This is a genomic window from Paenibacillus sp. sgz302114 (genome assembly GCF_056120345.1).
Genome location: NZ_JBVYOI010000005.1, coordinates 187,473 through 202,788, shown reverse-complemented (window position 1 = coordinate 202,788; position 15,316 = coordinate 187,473). Strand labels below are relative to the sequence as shown.

Sequence of the window (15,316 nt, the reverse complement as noted above, 5' to 3'; positions counted from 1 at the left end):
TCTCAATTTGTTATTTCGTCGTATAGTAGTGGTCAAGCACTTTGTTCAAGAATGAAAAGAGTACATCGGCAAAAACGTATGTCAGATCACTGCGATACCGTTTGTTATTATCGCGAACTTTCACAAAATCATCTGCATGTTGACTTCGAATATAGTCGATGCAATCTTGCAGCAGCGCGCAGCCAGCCGAATATTTAACAAGCCAGCGATGCAGCTCCTTCTGCAAATCTTGATTCTCCATATTTCCAGATAATAGTGCATGTGCAGCGAAGCTCATTTTCGTTACGAATCTCTCTAATTCATCGATTGCTAGTTTCCGATCCCCATAAAAATACGCAAAATTAAATCGAGTCAATTCAGCGGCAAGCATCGGCGAGTCTGTGAGATACAGACAGGAGTATCTTACATTGTCCGCGAATTGGAGCATGTACTCGAAATCCGTAAAGCCGACCACCTCCCTCAGCGCATCGCGCCAGCTCTCTTCCGGATCGTATTGCTCGGGGTTCCATAAGTAAGATGCGATCGTGGCATAAGAAATTTTGGAGCTTTCGGCATACTCCATCCCGTTAGCGATAACCCCGCGAGAGAATCGGTACAAATGACGATCTCTTTCTCTGTACGGGCCGATATGCATCTCATCGGTCATTTCCACATCGTTTACCGGATAGTTGTCCCAATAAAGCGGTTTGCGATGGGTGCTTTGCGTAAATACGGCAGCTTCGCTAATCGTAATTTCAGGGGAGCAGATATTGCGGCCTGTCCAGAAGAGATCGATGCTTGGATGTATCCGGCTTCCCAGCTGCGAAATATAACGTTCATTGCCCTTACCCCAATATTGCGTAGGGCAGACAACGAGGCGAATTCCAGCATCCCACTTCATAATTTCCGCATAGAATCGATTGACCAATTGAACGTGTGCTTCAACTAAATCGCTGAATCGCCCAATATCCTCTTGATGTTGAAGATGCTCTGGAATGTCATCGAGCAGTAGACAGAAGTGCTTCACGCCGAGCTCATGGATTTGACTTACCTTGCGGACGAGCGACGCAAATTGTTCCTCGCTTGAATAACGCATGGAGAGCCCTGGAGCAATGGAATAATAAAAGTCGAGCCCTAGCGCAGCAGCCTCGTAAAAAACGGCACCTAGTCTTTCGTAGGATTCTTTATCGTAAAGCTCCTGCCAGCGCTCGCGATGATACTCGTCGTCTTTCGGGCCGTACACGTAGGTATTCATATTGTTCGAAGCAATGAAGCGAAGCATGCTTAGCCGCTGCTCCTGACTCCAGGGTTGCCCATAGAATCCTTCGATGATGCCTCTGATAGCAAACAGCGGGTAATCGTACTTAGCGCCTTGCCGCCATTCTCCTCGCTTGTTCATCTGACCGAGCGCATTCAAAGCGAATCTTAAGCCACGGTCGCTCGAATACGTGATTTTCACTTCGCAATGTGGCGGCTCGCCTGATACCTCCAACTGATAAATCTCATCCGATACCGTATTTGTTTCCTCGATATAGGTAAATCTAGCATCCGTTGAATGAGAGGCTGCAATATGAATTTCACCTCCTTGATCTCCGAGATACGAAAACCCGTTACTGTCACACCAGCCCCGAATTACCGAGCCGTTCTCTCCTACTGAAGAGATGGAAGGATATGTGGTCATAAGCTCCGAATCACTCCTTTAAACTTATCGATGAGACGACGATTATGCTCATCCCCATTGTCCATATTGCTGCTGGCGAATAAATCCGGCGTTACTTCGCGCTGCAACAAGATATTGACGACTTCCGCGACGATCGCATTCACGATTAATGCTCCTGATACCGTAGAGGTTGGAGCTACTTTGATGCCCAAACCCGGAATGTTAACCGAGGCATCACCGATACAGCCGTGGTTATCAATGACGACATCGCTTACTTCATGTAGTCGCTTGCCGCTGCTGTGCCTTGACGACGCTGCCTCAGCATGCTTGAGGCTCGTAATGACGATGACCTTTAAGCCGCTAGCCTTGGCTTCTAGTGCCATTTCAATATTGACGGCGTTTCTGCCTGAGTTCGATGCAATGATGATGACATCACCAGAGCACGCAGCTTGCTGCTTGAAGATCACTGCAGCTAACCCTTCCAACCGCTCCAGATCCGTGCTTTGCACCGCATTTCGGTGCAGCATCAAGCCTTCCTCCAATATCGGATTTACGCTTGCAAGACCGCCTGCCCGATAGAACAATTCCTCTGCGAGCATATGGGAATGCCCCGTTCCGAACGCATGTAACGTTCGACCTGACTCAATCGCATCGGCAATCAGCTTCGCAGCCTGACTCAGATTGTCTTGTTCCTTTGCTTTCAACGTTCCGATAAGCTCTAATATGCCGTCTATATAATGCAAACCCGCGTTCATTCTACTCCTCCTTCAGCATTTCGTAGGTTAATTTCATGCGCTCTTGAATCGATGGCGCAAGTACGATGTTCCCTTTGTGAAAACAAGCGAAGATTGCGCCAAACTCCGGAGGGCAATCGATCAACTGAACCGTAGATAGCGGACAATGCCGCTTGAGTAGACCTTTGAATTCTTCGAAAATCGTGCTGTTTTTTCTAAATACGCTTCCGCTCGCGCCAATGGGCACGCCTCGGATGTTCAATCGTTTCTCAAGCTCGATCGCATGAGCCGCAAGATCGCGAGCGGCCTGCTTCACTAGCTTCAGAGCAGCTTCATCTCCTTGTTCGGCGCATTTCGCAACCTCGGAAGCAAAACCGGCAATAATGTGCTTTTCTACTGGAGGATTATAAAATTTATCAATAAGATCCTGAAGATCTCCTACAGCGTAATATCCTTTAAGCGCTTCCTGTAATGTCGTGGCTTTCGCCATTCGATCCTCGGCTAGAACAGCTGCTTGAATGCCCTCAATTGCGATATGATAGGCGCTTCCATAATCTCCGAGTAAATGTCCCCATCCCCCAATAGTCAGGAGTTCATCCGTGTATCCCTTTGCCATTCCCATCGATCCGGTTCCGCTGATGATCAGAATTCCCGGTCTGCCGAGCGTCATAGCTAGCAAAGCAATATAGGAGTCGCTATGCATATAAACGCTTCTACTCTTAATGATGCCTCCGGTGAACTCATCGATCATGGAAGGTGACGCTTCCTGGCTGAGCGCTGAGCTTCCGATGTAAACGCTATCAAAAAAATCAATTTTTATTTGTTCCATGATCTGTTCAATGATTTGCGTAAGATGATGGCGTGCTCGCTGCATCCCTAAAGCATAATAATTAATCGATTCGCCAATTACCTTTGCTAAGACATTTCCCTCCCTATCAACTGCGATCGCGGTCGAATGGGTGCCACCACCGTCAATGCCTAGAAAAACTTCTTGTCTTAACATGCAACTACACCCCTATAAAAAACCGGTAACTTTACGCATCATATGTTACGACTTCAGTTTAGAACAGGTTGAAGTGACGGGGTACTGAGGGAGGATGGTAAATCCTATCTTTGTATGCGCATCTGCATCACGGAAATCTATCACCTTTTGACATAGTCAATCTTAATTTGGTAATTATGTCATCTCTTCTGTTTCAATCACGGTAAAGTCCAAGTGACAGCTAATAAAAAGAGCCGTACGACTCCGTAAGAAGCCATACAGCCCTAGAACAAATCCATCATCTGTTGTTTTAATCGCGCAGCGCTTCCCGCAACACTCGGCCGTCGAAGCTCCTCTCCTCTTGGAGGCCGATCAGCCAGCAAACTGTCGGGGCGATATCCACGATGCCACTAGGGATGTCCGATACAGCACCCTGGTGAAAGCTGTTCCCGACGGCGAGGCAGAAAGCATGCCGGTCGTAGGGGCTGTTCGTCCCATGGCTTGCGCGAAGGGACGTAGAGGAGGTCAGTGCCATCGTCGTCCCCGGCACGCCGTATTCATTCGGCTGGTGTGACCATACCGGCTGAATTGCGAAGAGAGGAGCGCGGCGATGCGTAATCGGTCCGAGCAGCAGCTCCAGCGGCAGCACACCGGGAAGATCCCTATATTCGGGAGAGCTTACATACACCTGCTCGCACCACGACTTCGCTTGCAGCCAAGCAATGAGCGCGGCTGTATCCTGCAGCGAAGGTTCCTCCGTCCCATCGGGAGCGGCATACACATAATGGCCCGCTGCAGCGAATTGCTGCGCCAAGCCTAATTCCTCGCAGCCTTTTCGCACATGCTCCTGCAGCGAGCCCTGAGCTTGAATCGTCGAGTGGCCGTGGTCGCTGATCAGGAATAGGTCCAGCTCATCCGTCAACCCTTCCCGTTCTATTGCTCTAAGCACCTCTGCTACACATGCATCGATAAGTTCCAATGCCTCTAGGCTTTCCGGCGAGCCGAGCCCATAGTCGTGTTGGCTGGCGTCCGGCTCGGACAGCCACAGAACCATAGCTTGATTCTCGGGGTTCTTCAAATGAACCTCCGTTAACGCCCGCGTCGCCCATAGAGCACGTTCCCGCTTCACGTGCGACTCCTCCGGGCATACTTCTCCGAGCTTGATATGCAGCTGCCGAAGCTGTTCGATTCCATAGGTCGATGATGGATTGATCACTTGCTCCGGATGGTTCAAGTTCCATAGAAGCGAAGCTCCAGGGGAGCTTGACGCAGATACAGCTAGCTTTAACCCCTGCGCATGCAGCCGGTCTCCCAATGTCGGAGCCAGAATGAATGGCTCTAGCATCGCCTCTTTATAGGCCAACAGATCCCCGTCGTCGCCTGTCTGGAGGTACCCGTCGTCGCCGAAGCCGGGCACCACCATCAGATTGCTGATGACCCCGTGGCGGCCAGGCAGCACACCTGTAGTCAAGGTAGTCATGCTGACACGTGTTTCTGTTGGGTAGGCAGCCTGGAAGGCATTCAATAACGTCCCTCGCTGGATCAGCGCTGCATAAGTCGGCATCCGCATCAAATCCACATGATCTGGACGCAGTCCGTCTGTTCCAATGACGAGTACACGCCGGCTCATAGGATCACTCCTTCGACAACTCCTTGCTTGCTCAGTCTGATCAATGAATCTCCATATGGCTCTGCCTTTAGCACGAAAGGAAACCGATTCAGACTTAAGCACAAGTCAAAGTCCTCCGGCGGTGCGGAAGCATCTGCCGTATCGAGAAATTTACCTGTTCTGCTCTCGAACTGCAGATAATGGACAAGCGCTTGGAAGTCGTTCGGCTTGCCTTCCAATTCGTTCTTTACATATTGCGCAAACAAGATGTCCTCGTCGGCCTCTTCCACAGCCCCCCATCCCATGCAGACCAGAGAAACCTGCTGCGGATTCCGCAAACGAATGTAGTCAATAATGGCCTGTGCGTTGACAAAGCTGCCCGTAATAATCTCGTCGGCATTCACGGCGTTGACGATACCTTGCGTTCCCGCGCTAGTCGTATGTACGACCGTCCGGCCATTGAAGTCGACATCTTGAATGGAGAACGGCGAGTTTCCGTAATCAAAGCCTGGTTGAATCACTCCCCCGCGCTCTCCAATCAGAATGTAATCCGGATGCTCCTGCTTCAGCTGGTAGGCAGTATCCATGCTCCCGACCGGCAGCAGGTTCTGAACTCCGCCCGCTGTCACGTAGCAGGCTACCGAAAAGGCCCGGAACACGTCGATTATGACGGTCAAACCACGTGCTTGTCTTGCTCCTTCAACATAGTGAAGAATTTGAATATCCATGCGGTCTCTACGCCCTTTCTGTATTTTTATAGATTAAGGCCATCCAACAGTTCCCCGATTGTGGCATATACATAATCCGCCTTCGGCCAGTCATTAGAAGCACGATTAGCAAGGCTAGCCGTATTGGCATACTCTGATCTGATCCATACCGTATGCATGCCTGCATGTTTCCCACCGGTAATATCGGTATCATAATTGTCTCCGATCATCACGCTTTCCCGTTCGCTACAGCCGAATGCTTGCATGCCGTAAAGAAACAAATGCGGTTCAGGCTTCCCTACATACTCCGCTTTCCCGCCCGATACCGCTTCGATCGCGGCAATCAGAGCGCCCGTTTCCGGTATTCGCTCCCCTCTGCTGCCAGGGTGGCAGCCATCGGCGTTAGCTCCAATAAGAAGAGCTCCGCGGTCCAATTCTTTGGCAATTCTCTCCAACGTTGCGTAGGAGAACGTAATATCCCGCCCAACCACGACAATATCGGCCTGCTCCTCAGCATCGAGTGGCAGCAGATCATGTCCAGCTGCTGCTAACGCGGCACTCAGCCCAACACTGCCAACGGATTTCACGCGCTTATTGCCGTACTTCGTCTTCAAGTAGAGCCCCGTATAGTCGGTAGCCGTAAATATATGCTCAGAGGGAATATCTAAGCCCAGATTGTGAAGCTTTACCTTAACTTCATGAGCTCTAAGCCGCGAATTGTTGGTAATAAAACCAACCTTCTTTCCTTCCTGCTTAAGCCTCTCTACTAAAATGTCAGCGCGTGATGCCAGCGTTTCCGTAAAATAAACGCAGCCATCCAGATCGAAAAAAAATGCCTTTACCTGATCAAACAGCTCGCTTCCCTTCGTAAAACTTACGCCCATCCAATTCTCACCTCCTTAATCGAATAAAAATCAAAAAGCTCCCAACAAAAAGACACATGTAAGGACATGGCCTCATTGTTGGGAGCTTTCTCTTCGTCATCACTCCAACAGATGAACATCAATTTATAGTAAACTGGATTCGTTTAATTGGTCGAACGTAATATTCCAAAGCTCTTTATTGCTTACCGACAAAGAAGTCGCCCCTGCGTCCAGAGCTGCATTCACTTCTTCGCAGGTTTGAATGAGACCGCTGGCGATAATCAATTTATCATTCAGCGATTCCGAGAACGTGCGGATTACTTTATCAATAACGCCTGGCATCAATTCAATTCCGTCAGGATCGATCTGCCGGCATAGCTTCAGACCATTCTCGAGCGAAGCTGTATCAATGATGAACAGGTGAAGAATACCATACAATCCGAATCGCTTCGCTTCCTTGATGATGTGGCTCTTGGGAGAAATAACACCATCCGCTTCCGCATACTTTGCAATCCATTCTAAGCTCTCACGGTCTGTACTAGACAAACCCTTAATCAAATCAAGGTGAATAAAGGCTCCCTTGCCTGCCTCCTTCGTCAAACGAACGGACTGTACAAGCTCGGTTACGGTGCCACCCATAAAAAAAACATTATCGACTGGGCTACTCAAAGCATCCGCAAGCTCTTCCGGTCTTCGGACAGCCGCTATAATGGGGTTTCTTCCAACCTTATGTAATAGTTGCATGGCTATGCCCTCTTCTATTAGGATTTCACCCAAATCCTATCTTAGGAATTGAATCTTGTCAATCCATGCCGGATTTGAAATCGCCGATTTTACATCCGCTTCATAAGTGCAATTAATTTTTCAGGATCGTGGCTTGATTATTTGTAAGCTCCTATACCGAATAATGGAATACCAATTAAAGCAATGAGAGGCAACTTATCAAAACTGCCGTTTTAAAAAGAAACGTATTCTTGCGCATGATTAAATAAGTATTCACGATCCCAAGCTCCTCGAAACTCTTTATCATTTAAGCCCAGGCTGATTTTTCCGATTATATCCATTAATACCGATTCAATTAATTCCACTCTAACATGACCCCATGTGTCTTGCTTTAATTGAGGGTAGCTGATGCTTTCAACCAAGGACAAACCTTTTATTCGCTGAAAAAGTGTTGCCCACATCGTCAAATCTCCCGTTAGGCTTTTAGATGAAATCACAAATTCCCTGAAACCAACTACTCCCGTATTTGTGGAAATCGCAATTAATCCGGAAATATCCGTCTCTTCTCGAAGCTGCAACTTTTCTCTAAACTTATGATCAAATCGGAAACATTCTATCCGGGTAATCCTGCAGTTCTGTAAATTAACCGAACCTTTGTTAGGAATCATAATCGCCATATTGTCCTTTTCCTCCCATTTCGAAGTTAATTCCATACATGAAAACAAAAAAAATGACCTTCTCTGTAAGTAAGAGAAAGGTCATTAGCATTCATTCGCAGTCATATCCTCACTCTTATCTGCCAGATTCGCTTTGCAAAGCGTTTCCGCAAGAATTAGCACCGTGCATTCCTTTGTATAACAAAGGTTTGTCGGTTGCCGGGTTTCATCGGGCTAGTCCCTCCACCTGCTCTTGATAAGAAAGTTACATATATTCAATTATTTCAATAATACACCTACTGAAGCTGTAAGTCGACCCCTTTCGTCGCATCGCGCTGTAATAATTCTCTCGCGAAAGCTTCCAGTTCAATAGATTTGCCGCCCTCCAAACGAGACACTTCCGCCGCGAATGCCATCAAATGACTGCGCACAGATGCCGAGGCCGATGTCAATGTCTCTTGACAGCTGTAGTTCCGGACATCGTTTAAGAAGCTGCGGACGATACCGGCATCCCCACCGCCATGACCGCTTGTTTGTGTCGGAATTGTAATTTCGGTTTTCTGGTGCGTTAGAAAATCATACAAAGTGATCGTATTGTCATCTCCGCGCAGCTCGCCTCGCGTGCCCATGATTTGAATTCTGCGTTCTTGATCAAATGTAAAGCCGCACATGCTAAACATCGCGGTCGCGCCGTTCGCGAATTCCATGCCAACCACTTGGTGGTCTACGACGTTATTATCGCTGCGATAAACGCAACGGCCATAATTGGTTTCACGCAAGCCTCTCACAATATTTTCTTTCGTTAGCTCAGGCGTGAAGTGGCGCGCCCAACCCATATACTCCTTGCTTAAATAGAACCGCGGCGCTGAATATGGACAAGTTGATTCCACCTTGCAATCGAGACAACGTTCGCTGGAACCTTCTGGTGCATTCGCAAGATTGAAATGCATGAGTGAGCCATAAGAGTTTACGCGTACGCAGGGCTGATCCATTAACCAGGACAAGACATCCATATCGTGACATGATTTCGATAAAATCATCGGACTTGTCGTGTTCGAGTTGTTCCAATTGCCACGCACAAAGCTGTGTGCGATGTGCCAGTAGCCTACATTTTCATTTAATTGGATGGAGGCGATCTCACCGATGCGGCCTTCCTGCAGCAGCTGCTTAATAGTACGCCAGAATGGCGTATAGCGCAGCACGTGGCAAATCGAGAGCAGTCTGTTATTATCTCGTGCGGCTTGCTCCATCTCCAGGCACTCTCGCGGGTCCGGAGACATCGGCTTCTCCAGCAGTACGTGATACTTCTTATTCAATGCCTTGAGAGTTGGCTCATAATGCATCTTATCCATTGTACAGATAAGCGCAATGTCTGCTAGTTGATCCTCTTCTAGAAGCTGCTCCCAGGATTCATAGCATTGATCCGCCGGGATCTCATAATCCTGTGCAAACTTCTCACGGCGATACTGATCCGGTTCGGCTACCGCAACGAATTTCAATTCATAAGGGTAGTCTAGAGCGAATTGAGCGTACGCGCCTACTCCGCGAGCGCCTGCTCCGATTAAAACAGCTGTAAGTTGTGTGATGTTATTCTCCTCCAATGTATTTATTTATGCAAAATGACCCTTTGGCTTCTTGCCTATCCATCGCTCATCTACTTTATCACTAGCAGATTGATATCTAGTGTCAACGCTCAACCGATAATGGTTAGTCGTATTCTCGAGCGAACAGTGCATCAGATACATGCCGAATATAAGTACATCACCGGCGCGGAACTCGGTCGTCGCCCATTTCCCACCGAATTTCTCCGTAATGACGAGAGGATCGTCCGTATAATGGCCGACACCATCGCGATCAGAGTCTTTCTTTCCATAGGTGCTCTTCAAATCTTCAAAGTTATGAGAGTTCAGGCAAATCGCAAGCCCTCCCATCGCATAATTAATATCTCCAATTGGGGACCAGACGGTATAGAGATTATGAGTTCCTCTGCCCATGTAGATGATATCGTAGTGCGCGCCCGTGAAATCGCCTTTGCCAACGGCCCGCAGCCACTTGTAGTGGTAGGTCATCGATTGTTCGCCGAGCAGTCTGTCAAAAAAGCGCATCACATGTTCACCGTTCAGCACATGGAGCAATTCAGGCAAGTCTTCATTCGTACCACCCATGAATATCGATTTGCTTCCATCGGCCATGATGCCTTCTTCAAGAAGCGTGTCTCGCTCCAGCTTTCCCATCCGGTTCATTTTTTCCAAAATGCTCGTGCGAGCACGCATGACATCTTCCCGGTTATGAAAGTCGCGCAACAACAAATACCCGTCTTCTTGCAACCGCTTACGAAGCGCTTCTACATCATGAAGAAGATCATTGGAGCTCCTTAACTCCGTCAAATGAGGCCCTCCGAGCTCTAACTCTCTACTGCCCACCTTAACTTGCATTCTCCTTGCCCCTTTCCAAACCGATTAGCCTCATTTTAAGATCATCCGACCTCCAGCACCATGGAAATCTGTAAATAATACATGTATAATCGTACAAAAACATGAGACAAATCTATTAAAGGGGTTTGAAAATAGGATGACATATATGAATATCCCTTATCAGTTAACGGTGTTATCGTCCCCGCCACCATGTCAATTCAAGTCAATCTGGAAGGTACAGGCGAATAACGCTTATCAAGTCGTTCAATCTCAAGGACTATCCACACCTGGGTTATTCATTACCTTAGAAGGAAAAGGTAAATTCGTACAAGGGGATGGAACAATTGAGCTTACAGCTGGAACACTACTATTTGTAAAAGCGGCTACTCCCTGCTCGTATGAATGTGCGGAAGATGACTGGAAGTTTTATTTTCTTCATTTTGACCAGCTTGATATGATCCATCACTTAGGCCTTCCCACCCTACAACGAATTGCAACCACCAAAATAAATGAGGCCATTCGATTATGCGAACGCCTCATTGATACCCTCATTATTCAATCTATTGGTTACGATTACGCTGCCAATCTTGCTCTTCAAGAGCTGTTGCTTATATTTGCCGGAGAACAGACAACAATAATGACTAGCAATCCCGAAATGAGAAGAGTCCTGTTTCAAATGCATCGCAACATTGGCGGGCCGTTCCGGAGTGAAGATTACATTACGAACAACAGCGGCTTATCTCGTACCGCATTCTTCTCGCAGTTTCGTGAGATGACCGGAAAGTCCCCTGCCCAATACATGCTGGAACTCAAGCTTGCATCTGCCAAAGCTTCATTGGAATCGACTAATTTATCTGTAAAAGAAATTGCAGCTACGCTTCATTTTTACGATGAATTCCATTTTTCAAAAACGTTTAAGAAGCATTACGGCGTTTCACCTCGATCCTATCGTCAAACATATTCACGGTTGAATTAGTATCTTCATATAATAGCTGGCATCTATTGACCAGAATTATTGTGCCACACTCGCGCGCGTTCTTTCATTCCCTCGACAAAAGTGCGCTTATGGTTCTGATATCCCAATAAGCTATTGGGTGATGCTTGTGCCGCAGCTTTCTTAGTTGCAGCATAGCGACAAACTTCTTCGGGATGTGTACGCAAATAATCACGCAATACTAAATTATCTCTCCACAAGTCGCCATCAAATGGTACAAAGCTTGCATTAAAGTTATTTCCCCCTCTTTTTCGGAAGAAAAATCGACCAGGCCTTCGTCCGTCTTCTCCTAAAAATTCATAGTTTAACAGCGCAAGAGCTTCAATATGAACGTCCTTCAGACTAACAGCAGATTGTGTCCCTACCAGGATATCGACAATAGGCTTAGCATCCAGCCCATGTACGGAAGTGCTGCCGAAGTGTTCAATAGAAATAACGATATCAGAAATTGCACTTCTTAATTTGTGTGCTTCTTCAGTAAATAAAACGAACCAATTGGGGTCAAACGGCACTACTCTAACTTCGGTTTCTTCGGCCTTGTTCTGTTCTTTAGTCACCCCGCATCAGCCCCTTCCAACCAAGTATTCAAAAAGCCGCCGTTCCCACCAAGCCTAGTGGCACAGTGTAAACAGCGGCTTTCTTCGTATTTATAACATCAGCGGCGGCTGATCAAGCTCTCCGTATCGCTGATCAAGGCTTGAAGCTCATCGACTGCCGCTTCCAGGCTGCTTACTTGCGATAGCAGCGCATAGCAGCGGCGAACTCTTTCCTCGAAGCCCTCAGGCGTAGAAAGGAAAGCGGCGCATGCAGCCACCGCTCCTTTCTCATTCAGAAGGTACGTCCGGTTTATCGCAAACAACACTTGGGTTAAGCAGCTCACGGCGCGAAACACATGACCGGCCACATAGGAGACATCGCTTCGGCTAATCCCTTTACATGCGTTACCGGCCGAGAAATCCGCTTCCCACATGAACTTGGCAATGAACGCATCACGCAGTGCATCAGGGTATGTCGCGCATAATGCCTTCAACGCTTGAACACGTCCATTCGGATCCCATAACGGCTTGCATATCGCCGCCTCCCCCATATAGATCGCGCTGCAGAAGGCATGCGGATGGCCTGGCTGATAATGAACGGACAGGCGCCCTTGCAGGCAGTCCTCCACAACTGTCTTGACCTGCTCCAAATCCCGATATAGCAAATCAACAGGCAGTGACCGGATCTTCAGCCACCCTCCGCCGTTAATCCACGGCCCCCACTCGCCAATCGGCGTGATGATGTCGCTTCTACCGAGATCATCAAGCTCGGCCGCGACCGCAGCCAATGCATTCGTGTCCACTGGATGATCAGGGGCGTAATAGATCCCGATATCGATATCCGAGCTCTCGGTATGCGTTCCCCGAGCGCGCGAACCGCCTAAGACGATGCCCTCGATGCCTGGAACGGAGCGAAGCCGGCTTACGATTTCTTCAAGAAGCTGCATGGTGTCCAGAAGCTCACCTCTAACCGTTAATAATTAATTCCTTGCCGCAAGCCAATACTCTAATATTCGAGGCATCGCCAGCAAGCACGTCGACGTTGATATCATATTCGCCTGTAAGCTCATTCAGCTTCTGGCTATAGGTTCCCCAAGCACGCCCCGTGCTCCAGAAGCTGGTATATTCGGCTTGATTGACGACAGGAGCAAACTTAATGACGCCATAGCTCATATCAAATTCAAAGCCGCTCAGCGCAATCAGCAATCCCCAGCTCGACATCGATCTTGCATAATGATGACCGCACTCCACTTCGTTCCAAGGGCTGCGGCGGTAGCCGTCATGACGGTCCCGCACCGCCTTTACAAGCTGAAGCCCCTCTTCAATAAAGCCTTCATAAATGAGATGAGTGGCTACATGGTATTCGATTCCTGTCCAAACCTCGTCCGAGTAGACGAAAGGAAGCTTCGGACGGCCGCCATTCGGCCAAGAACACAGCACCAAGCCCTGTTCATCGTTCAGGGTATAGGTTCGTTGGCAGTTGACGTGATCGTTGAAATCCGTTTTAAAGTTATACTTGAAAACCGCGTGAATCGCGCTTTGTACCCGCTCCTTAGGCAGCAAGTAGCCAAGTCCGTACAGATGAGCCAGCTGCTGCCCGAGCAGCTGATCGGACAGACAACCAATGCCATGCTGATACTTATGCGCATTCACGTCATCCAATCGCTGCACGTAGTACTCGCCGTCCCACGTCAGCTCATCCAGCCGTTTCGAGCTCTTCTCGAATGCGTCCGAATATTGAGCTGCCGTCTCGTCCTCGCCCAAATAAGCCGCCATTTCGGAAGCCGCGCGAAGCGCGCCAAGGAAGAAGATGCCTGTCAGCGGATTCGGTCCATAGAACTCGATGTCATAGGTGTTATGCTGGATGCCGTCGAATACAAGGTCTCCGTCCGTATCCCAATGCTCCGGCCCATAGTCCAGCGTCTTCTTGATGGAAGGCCACAGCTCCCGAAGAAAATCGTCATCGCCGCTTAGCTTCCATTCCCTATACGCACGCATGATCGTTCCCATCTGACCGTCGGCCGCAGCAGGCGCCGGCTGTCCGTTCCAGCTCCACTGCGCATCGAACATTTGGAACGCACGGAAATTCATTTTCCCGTTCTCGTTCACTTCAGTCAGAAACTCCGTCCGCCTCATATTCCGCTCGAGCTCCGGGAAGAGGAAAGCAACCGTCTGCGCATAGTTCCACACATGCGTGCATGTTCCGTCACAGCTGCCGGCGTCGTCAAAGCAGCCCTCATAGCCATAGAACCGTCCATCGATTAGCCGGAAGCAAGTCGTGCTTCTCAGCACCGTCATATTGCCCGACAGGGCTTCAAGCACCGGAACGGGGAGCGTGCTTCCGAACAGCGCTTGATGGAACGCTTTGGTACCACTCTCAAGCCGCGCTCGCTCCGCTACAAGATGGGATGCGGCGGCCCATGCGCTGTCAAACTGACCCGCATAATAATTCTGCGTCGTCTGTCTGCCCTCTTCCTTTACGCAAATATGCGCATTCCAGCCGTTGATCCGGTTAGGGAAATGCCATGCGAGTACAAACGCGAACGCTTTGGTCTCTCCGGGGGCCAGCGTCTCGTAAGCGCCGATCGAGCCGGTAACCGTACGCCCGCTCTCCGAAGGCGTATCGTATCCGAGATCATTCAGCCTGCCGTCCTCCGCGAAATCGTCCCAAAATTCCTGCAAGAAATCATACCATGCGCCGCGGAGCCAAGTTCGCTTGCAGGTAACATGCGGATTCGTCGTCATGAGGGCAAGCGTACCGTACTGGAGGTCATCCGCAGCGAACTTGTTCGTCCCGAGAACAAGACCCGAGCAATCTCCCTCCTGGCGGAACTCGTTGAAATTGTCCCCGGCGTTCTTCATGTTCAAATTGCCGAACTTGTCGTACTCCAGCCCGCCAATCGGATTGAGAATGGATCCGGCAATCGTAACGTCTACCGGTTCATCGGATGTATTCGTTACCCGGTATGTTAAATAAGCGCCTGGAATGCTTGAATCATCCACTTGCAGCGGAATGAACGGCGTGAAGGCCTCCAAGGACACCTGTACCGGCAAAGCGTCATCTTCGAAATCGACCTGCATGATCGGATATTCGCCGCGAAGGGAGGACCCCTTCATCCGTGGAAGACCGGCTCCTGTTATCGGATGATAGCCGTGCGAGAGACTATGCGGCTGCGGCAAGCGTGCTTCAAGCACCTTCGCAACCGGGCTGCCGCTCTCCGTCTTCGCCCAAATCGCGAAGTACGTATTCGGCATATGCACGCCTTTGCCTGGCCTGTTAAAAATCTCCCAATCTCTAAACTCTCCTCTGCTCCCAATGGAGATATTGCCGGTACCGATCCCGCCTAGCAGGAAAGCGGCCTCTGTCGCCTCCGCCGGGTAAACGGTTGTTCGAGAGGATTGCGATGCGAGCGTTTGAGAAGCATTAACCATCACACTTCACTCCTTCATGGATTTGTC

Annotated in this window: 14 protein-coding genes and 1 riboswitch; of the genes, 1 reads left to right on the top strand and 13 read right to left on the bottom strand. The window is 49.1% G+C overall.

The window, feature by feature from the left end:
- Positions 1 to 10: 10 nt before the first annotated feature.
- The 10 genes from AC0LWF_RS15390 to AC0LWF_RS15345 all read right to left on the bottom strand — a co-directional run bounded on the left by AC0LWF_RS15390 (position 11) and on the right by AC0LWF_RS15345 (position 10,300).
- Positions 11 to 1,660 (bottom strand): protein O-GlcNAcase, encoded by a 1,650-nt coding sequence (locus AC0LWF_RS15390; RefSeq protein ID WP_474652412.1) that lies wholly within the window; start codon positions 1,658 to 1,660, stop codon positions 11 to 13.
- Positions 1,657 to 2,394, bottom strand: coding sequence for a sugar isomerase domain-containing protein (locus AC0LWF_RS15385; RefSeq protein ID WP_474652411.1), 738 nt, complete (start codon positions 2,392 to 2,394; stop codon positions 1,657 to 1,659). Before AC0LWF_RS15385 ends, AC0LWF_RS15390 begins: the two co-directional genes overlap by 4 nt.
- A gap of 1 nt (position 2,395) precedes the next feature.
- Positions 2,396 to 3,376 (bottom strand): BadF/BadG/BcrA/BcrD ATPase family protein, encoded by a 981-nt coding sequence (locus AC0LWF_RS15380; protein WP_474652410.1) that lies wholly within the window; start codon positions 3,374 to 3,376, stop codon positions 2,396 to 2,398.
- Positions 3,377 to 3,665: 289 nt separating this feature from the next.
- On the bottom strand, positions 3,666 to 4,985 hold the full coding sequence (locus AC0LWF_RS15375) for an alkaline phosphatase family protein (RefSeq protein WP_474652409.1): 1,320 nt from the start codon (positions 4,983 to 4,985) through the stop codon (positions 3,666 to 3,668).
- Positions 4,982 to 5,692, bottom strand: coding sequence for a 2-phosphosulfolactate phosphatase (locus AC0LWF_RS15370; RefSeq protein ID WP_474652408.1), 711 nt, complete (start codon positions 5,690 to 5,692; stop codon positions 4,982 to 4,984). Before AC0LWF_RS15370 ends, AC0LWF_RS15375 begins: the two co-directional genes overlap by 4 nt.
- Before the next feature lie 26 nt (positions 5,693 to 5,718).
- Entirely contained in the window at positions 5,719 to 6,555 is an 837-nt protein-coding gene (locus AC0LWF_RS15365) for an HAD-IIA family hydrolase (RefSeq protein ID WP_474652407.1), read from the bottom strand.
- 123 nt (positions 6,556 to 6,678) lie between these two features.
- Positions 6,679 to 7,278, bottom strand: coding sequence for a glycerol-3-phosphate responsive antiterminator (locus tag AC0LWF_RS15360; RefSeq protein ID WP_474652406.1), 600 nt, complete (start codon positions 7,276 to 7,278; stop codon positions 6,679 to 6,681).
- A 212-nt stretch (positions 7,279 to 7,490) separates the two neighbouring features.
- Positions 7,491 to 7,934: a hypothetical protein gene (locus tag AC0LWF_RS15355; protein WP_474652405.1), complete on the bottom strand. Its 444-nt coding sequence runs from the start codon at positions 7,932 to 7,934 to the stop codon at positions 7,491 to 7,493.
- Between the two features lie 112 nt (positions 7,935 to 8,046).
- A riboswitch (SAM riboswitch) is annotated at positions 8,047 to 8,176 on the bottom strand.
- Between the two features lie 33 nt (positions 8,177 to 8,209).
- Entirely contained in the window at positions 8,210 to 9,499 is a 1,290-nt protein-coding gene (locus AC0LWF_RS15350) for a Gfo/Idh/MocA family protein (protein WP_474652633.1), read from the bottom strand.
- A 24-nt stretch (positions 9,500 to 9,523) separates the two neighbouring features.
- A complete protein-coding gene (locus AC0LWF_RS15345; protein ID WP_474652404.1) occupies positions 9,524 to 10,300 on the bottom strand; it encodes a phytanoyl-CoA dioxygenase family protein in 777 nt (258 codons plus the stop codon).
- Between the two features lie 184 nt (positions 10,301 to 10,484).
- Between AC0LWF_RS15345 and AC0LWF_RS15340 the strand changes: the two genes are divergently transcribed.
- The gene (locus AC0LWF_RS15340; protein ID WP_474652403.1) at positions 10,485 to 11,303 is read left to right on the top strand and encodes an AraC family transcriptional regulator; all 819 of its coding nucleotides are present in this window, start codon (positions 10,485 to 10,487) and stop codon (positions 11,301 to 11,303) included.
- Between the two features lie 23 nt (positions 11,304 to 11,326).
- On the opposite strand, the gene AC0LWF_RS15335 is transcribed toward AC0LWF_RS15340, so the two are convergent.
- The 3 genes from AC0LWF_RS15335 to AC0LWF_RS15325 form a co-directional block, all read right to left on the bottom strand.
- Complete coding sequence (locus tag AC0LWF_RS15335) at positions 11,327 to 11,878, bottom strand: GrpB family protein (protein ID WP_474652402.1); 552 nt, start codon at positions 11,876 to 11,878, stop codon at positions 11,327 to 11,329.
- A 98-nt stretch (positions 11,879 to 11,976) separates the two neighbouring features.
- Complete coding sequence (locus tag AC0LWF_RS15330; protein ID WP_474652401.1) at positions 11,977 to 12,804, bottom strand: nucleotidyltransferase domain-containing protein; 828 nt, start codon at positions 12,802 to 12,804, stop codon at positions 11,977 to 11,979.
- A 19-nt stretch (positions 12,805 to 12,823) separates the two neighbouring features.
- Complete coding sequence (locus AC0LWF_RS15325; RefSeq protein ID WP_474652400.1) at positions 12,824 to 15,289, bottom strand: GH116 family glycosyl-hydrolase; 2,466 nt, start codon at positions 15,287 to 15,289, stop codon at positions 12,824 to 12,826.
- Positions 15,290 to 15,316: the final 27 nt, after the last annotated feature.

Bases quoted from the DNA above. Each gene is read 5' to 3' on its own strand.
- AC0LWF_RS15355 (WP_474652405.1), bottom strand. From the start codon at position 7,934: ATGGCGATTATGATTCCTAACAAAGGTTCGGTTAATTTACAGAACTGC.
- AC0LWF_RS15390 (WP_474652412.1), bottom strand. From the start codon at position 1,660: ATGACCACATATCCTTCCATCTCTTCAGTAGGAGAGAACGGCTCGGTA.
- AC0LWF_RS15360 (WP_474652406.1), bottom strand. From the start codon at position 7,278: ATGCAACTATTACATAAGGTTGGAAGAAACCCCATTATAGCGGCTGTC.
- AC0LWF_RS15375 (WP_474652409.1), bottom strand. From the start codon at position 4,985: ATGAGCCGGCGTGTACTCGTCATTGGAACAGACGGACTGCGTCCAGAT.
- AC0LWF_RS15330 (WP_474652401.1), bottom strand. From the start codon at position 12,804: ATGCAGCTTCTTGAAGAAATCGTAAGCCGGCTTCGCTCCGTTCCAGGC.
- AC0LWF_RS15385 (WP_474652411.1), bottom strand. From the start codon at position 2,394: ATGAACGCGGGTTTGCATTATATAGACGGCATATTAGAGCTTATCGGA.
- AC0LWF_RS15370 (WP_474652408.1), bottom strand. From the start codon at position 5,692: ATGGATATTCAAATTCTTCACTATGTTGAAGGAGCAAGACAAGCACGT.
- AC0LWF_RS15365 (WP_474652407.1), bottom strand. From the start codon at position 6,555: ATGGGCGTAAGTTTTACGAAGGGAAGCGAGCTGTTTGATCAGGTAAAG.
- AC0LWF_RS15340 (WP_474652403.1), top strand. From the start codon at position 10,485: ATGACATATATGAATATCCCTTATCAGTTAACGGTGTTATCGTCCCCG.
- AC0LWF_RS15380 (WP_474652410.1), bottom strand. From the start codon at position 3,376: ATGTTAAGACAAGAAGTTTTTCTAGGCATTGACGGTGGTGGCACCCAT.
- AC0LWF_RS15325 (WP_474652400.1), bottom strand. From the start codon at position 15,289: ATGGTTAATGCTTCTCAAACGCTCGCATCGCAATCCTCTCGAACAACC.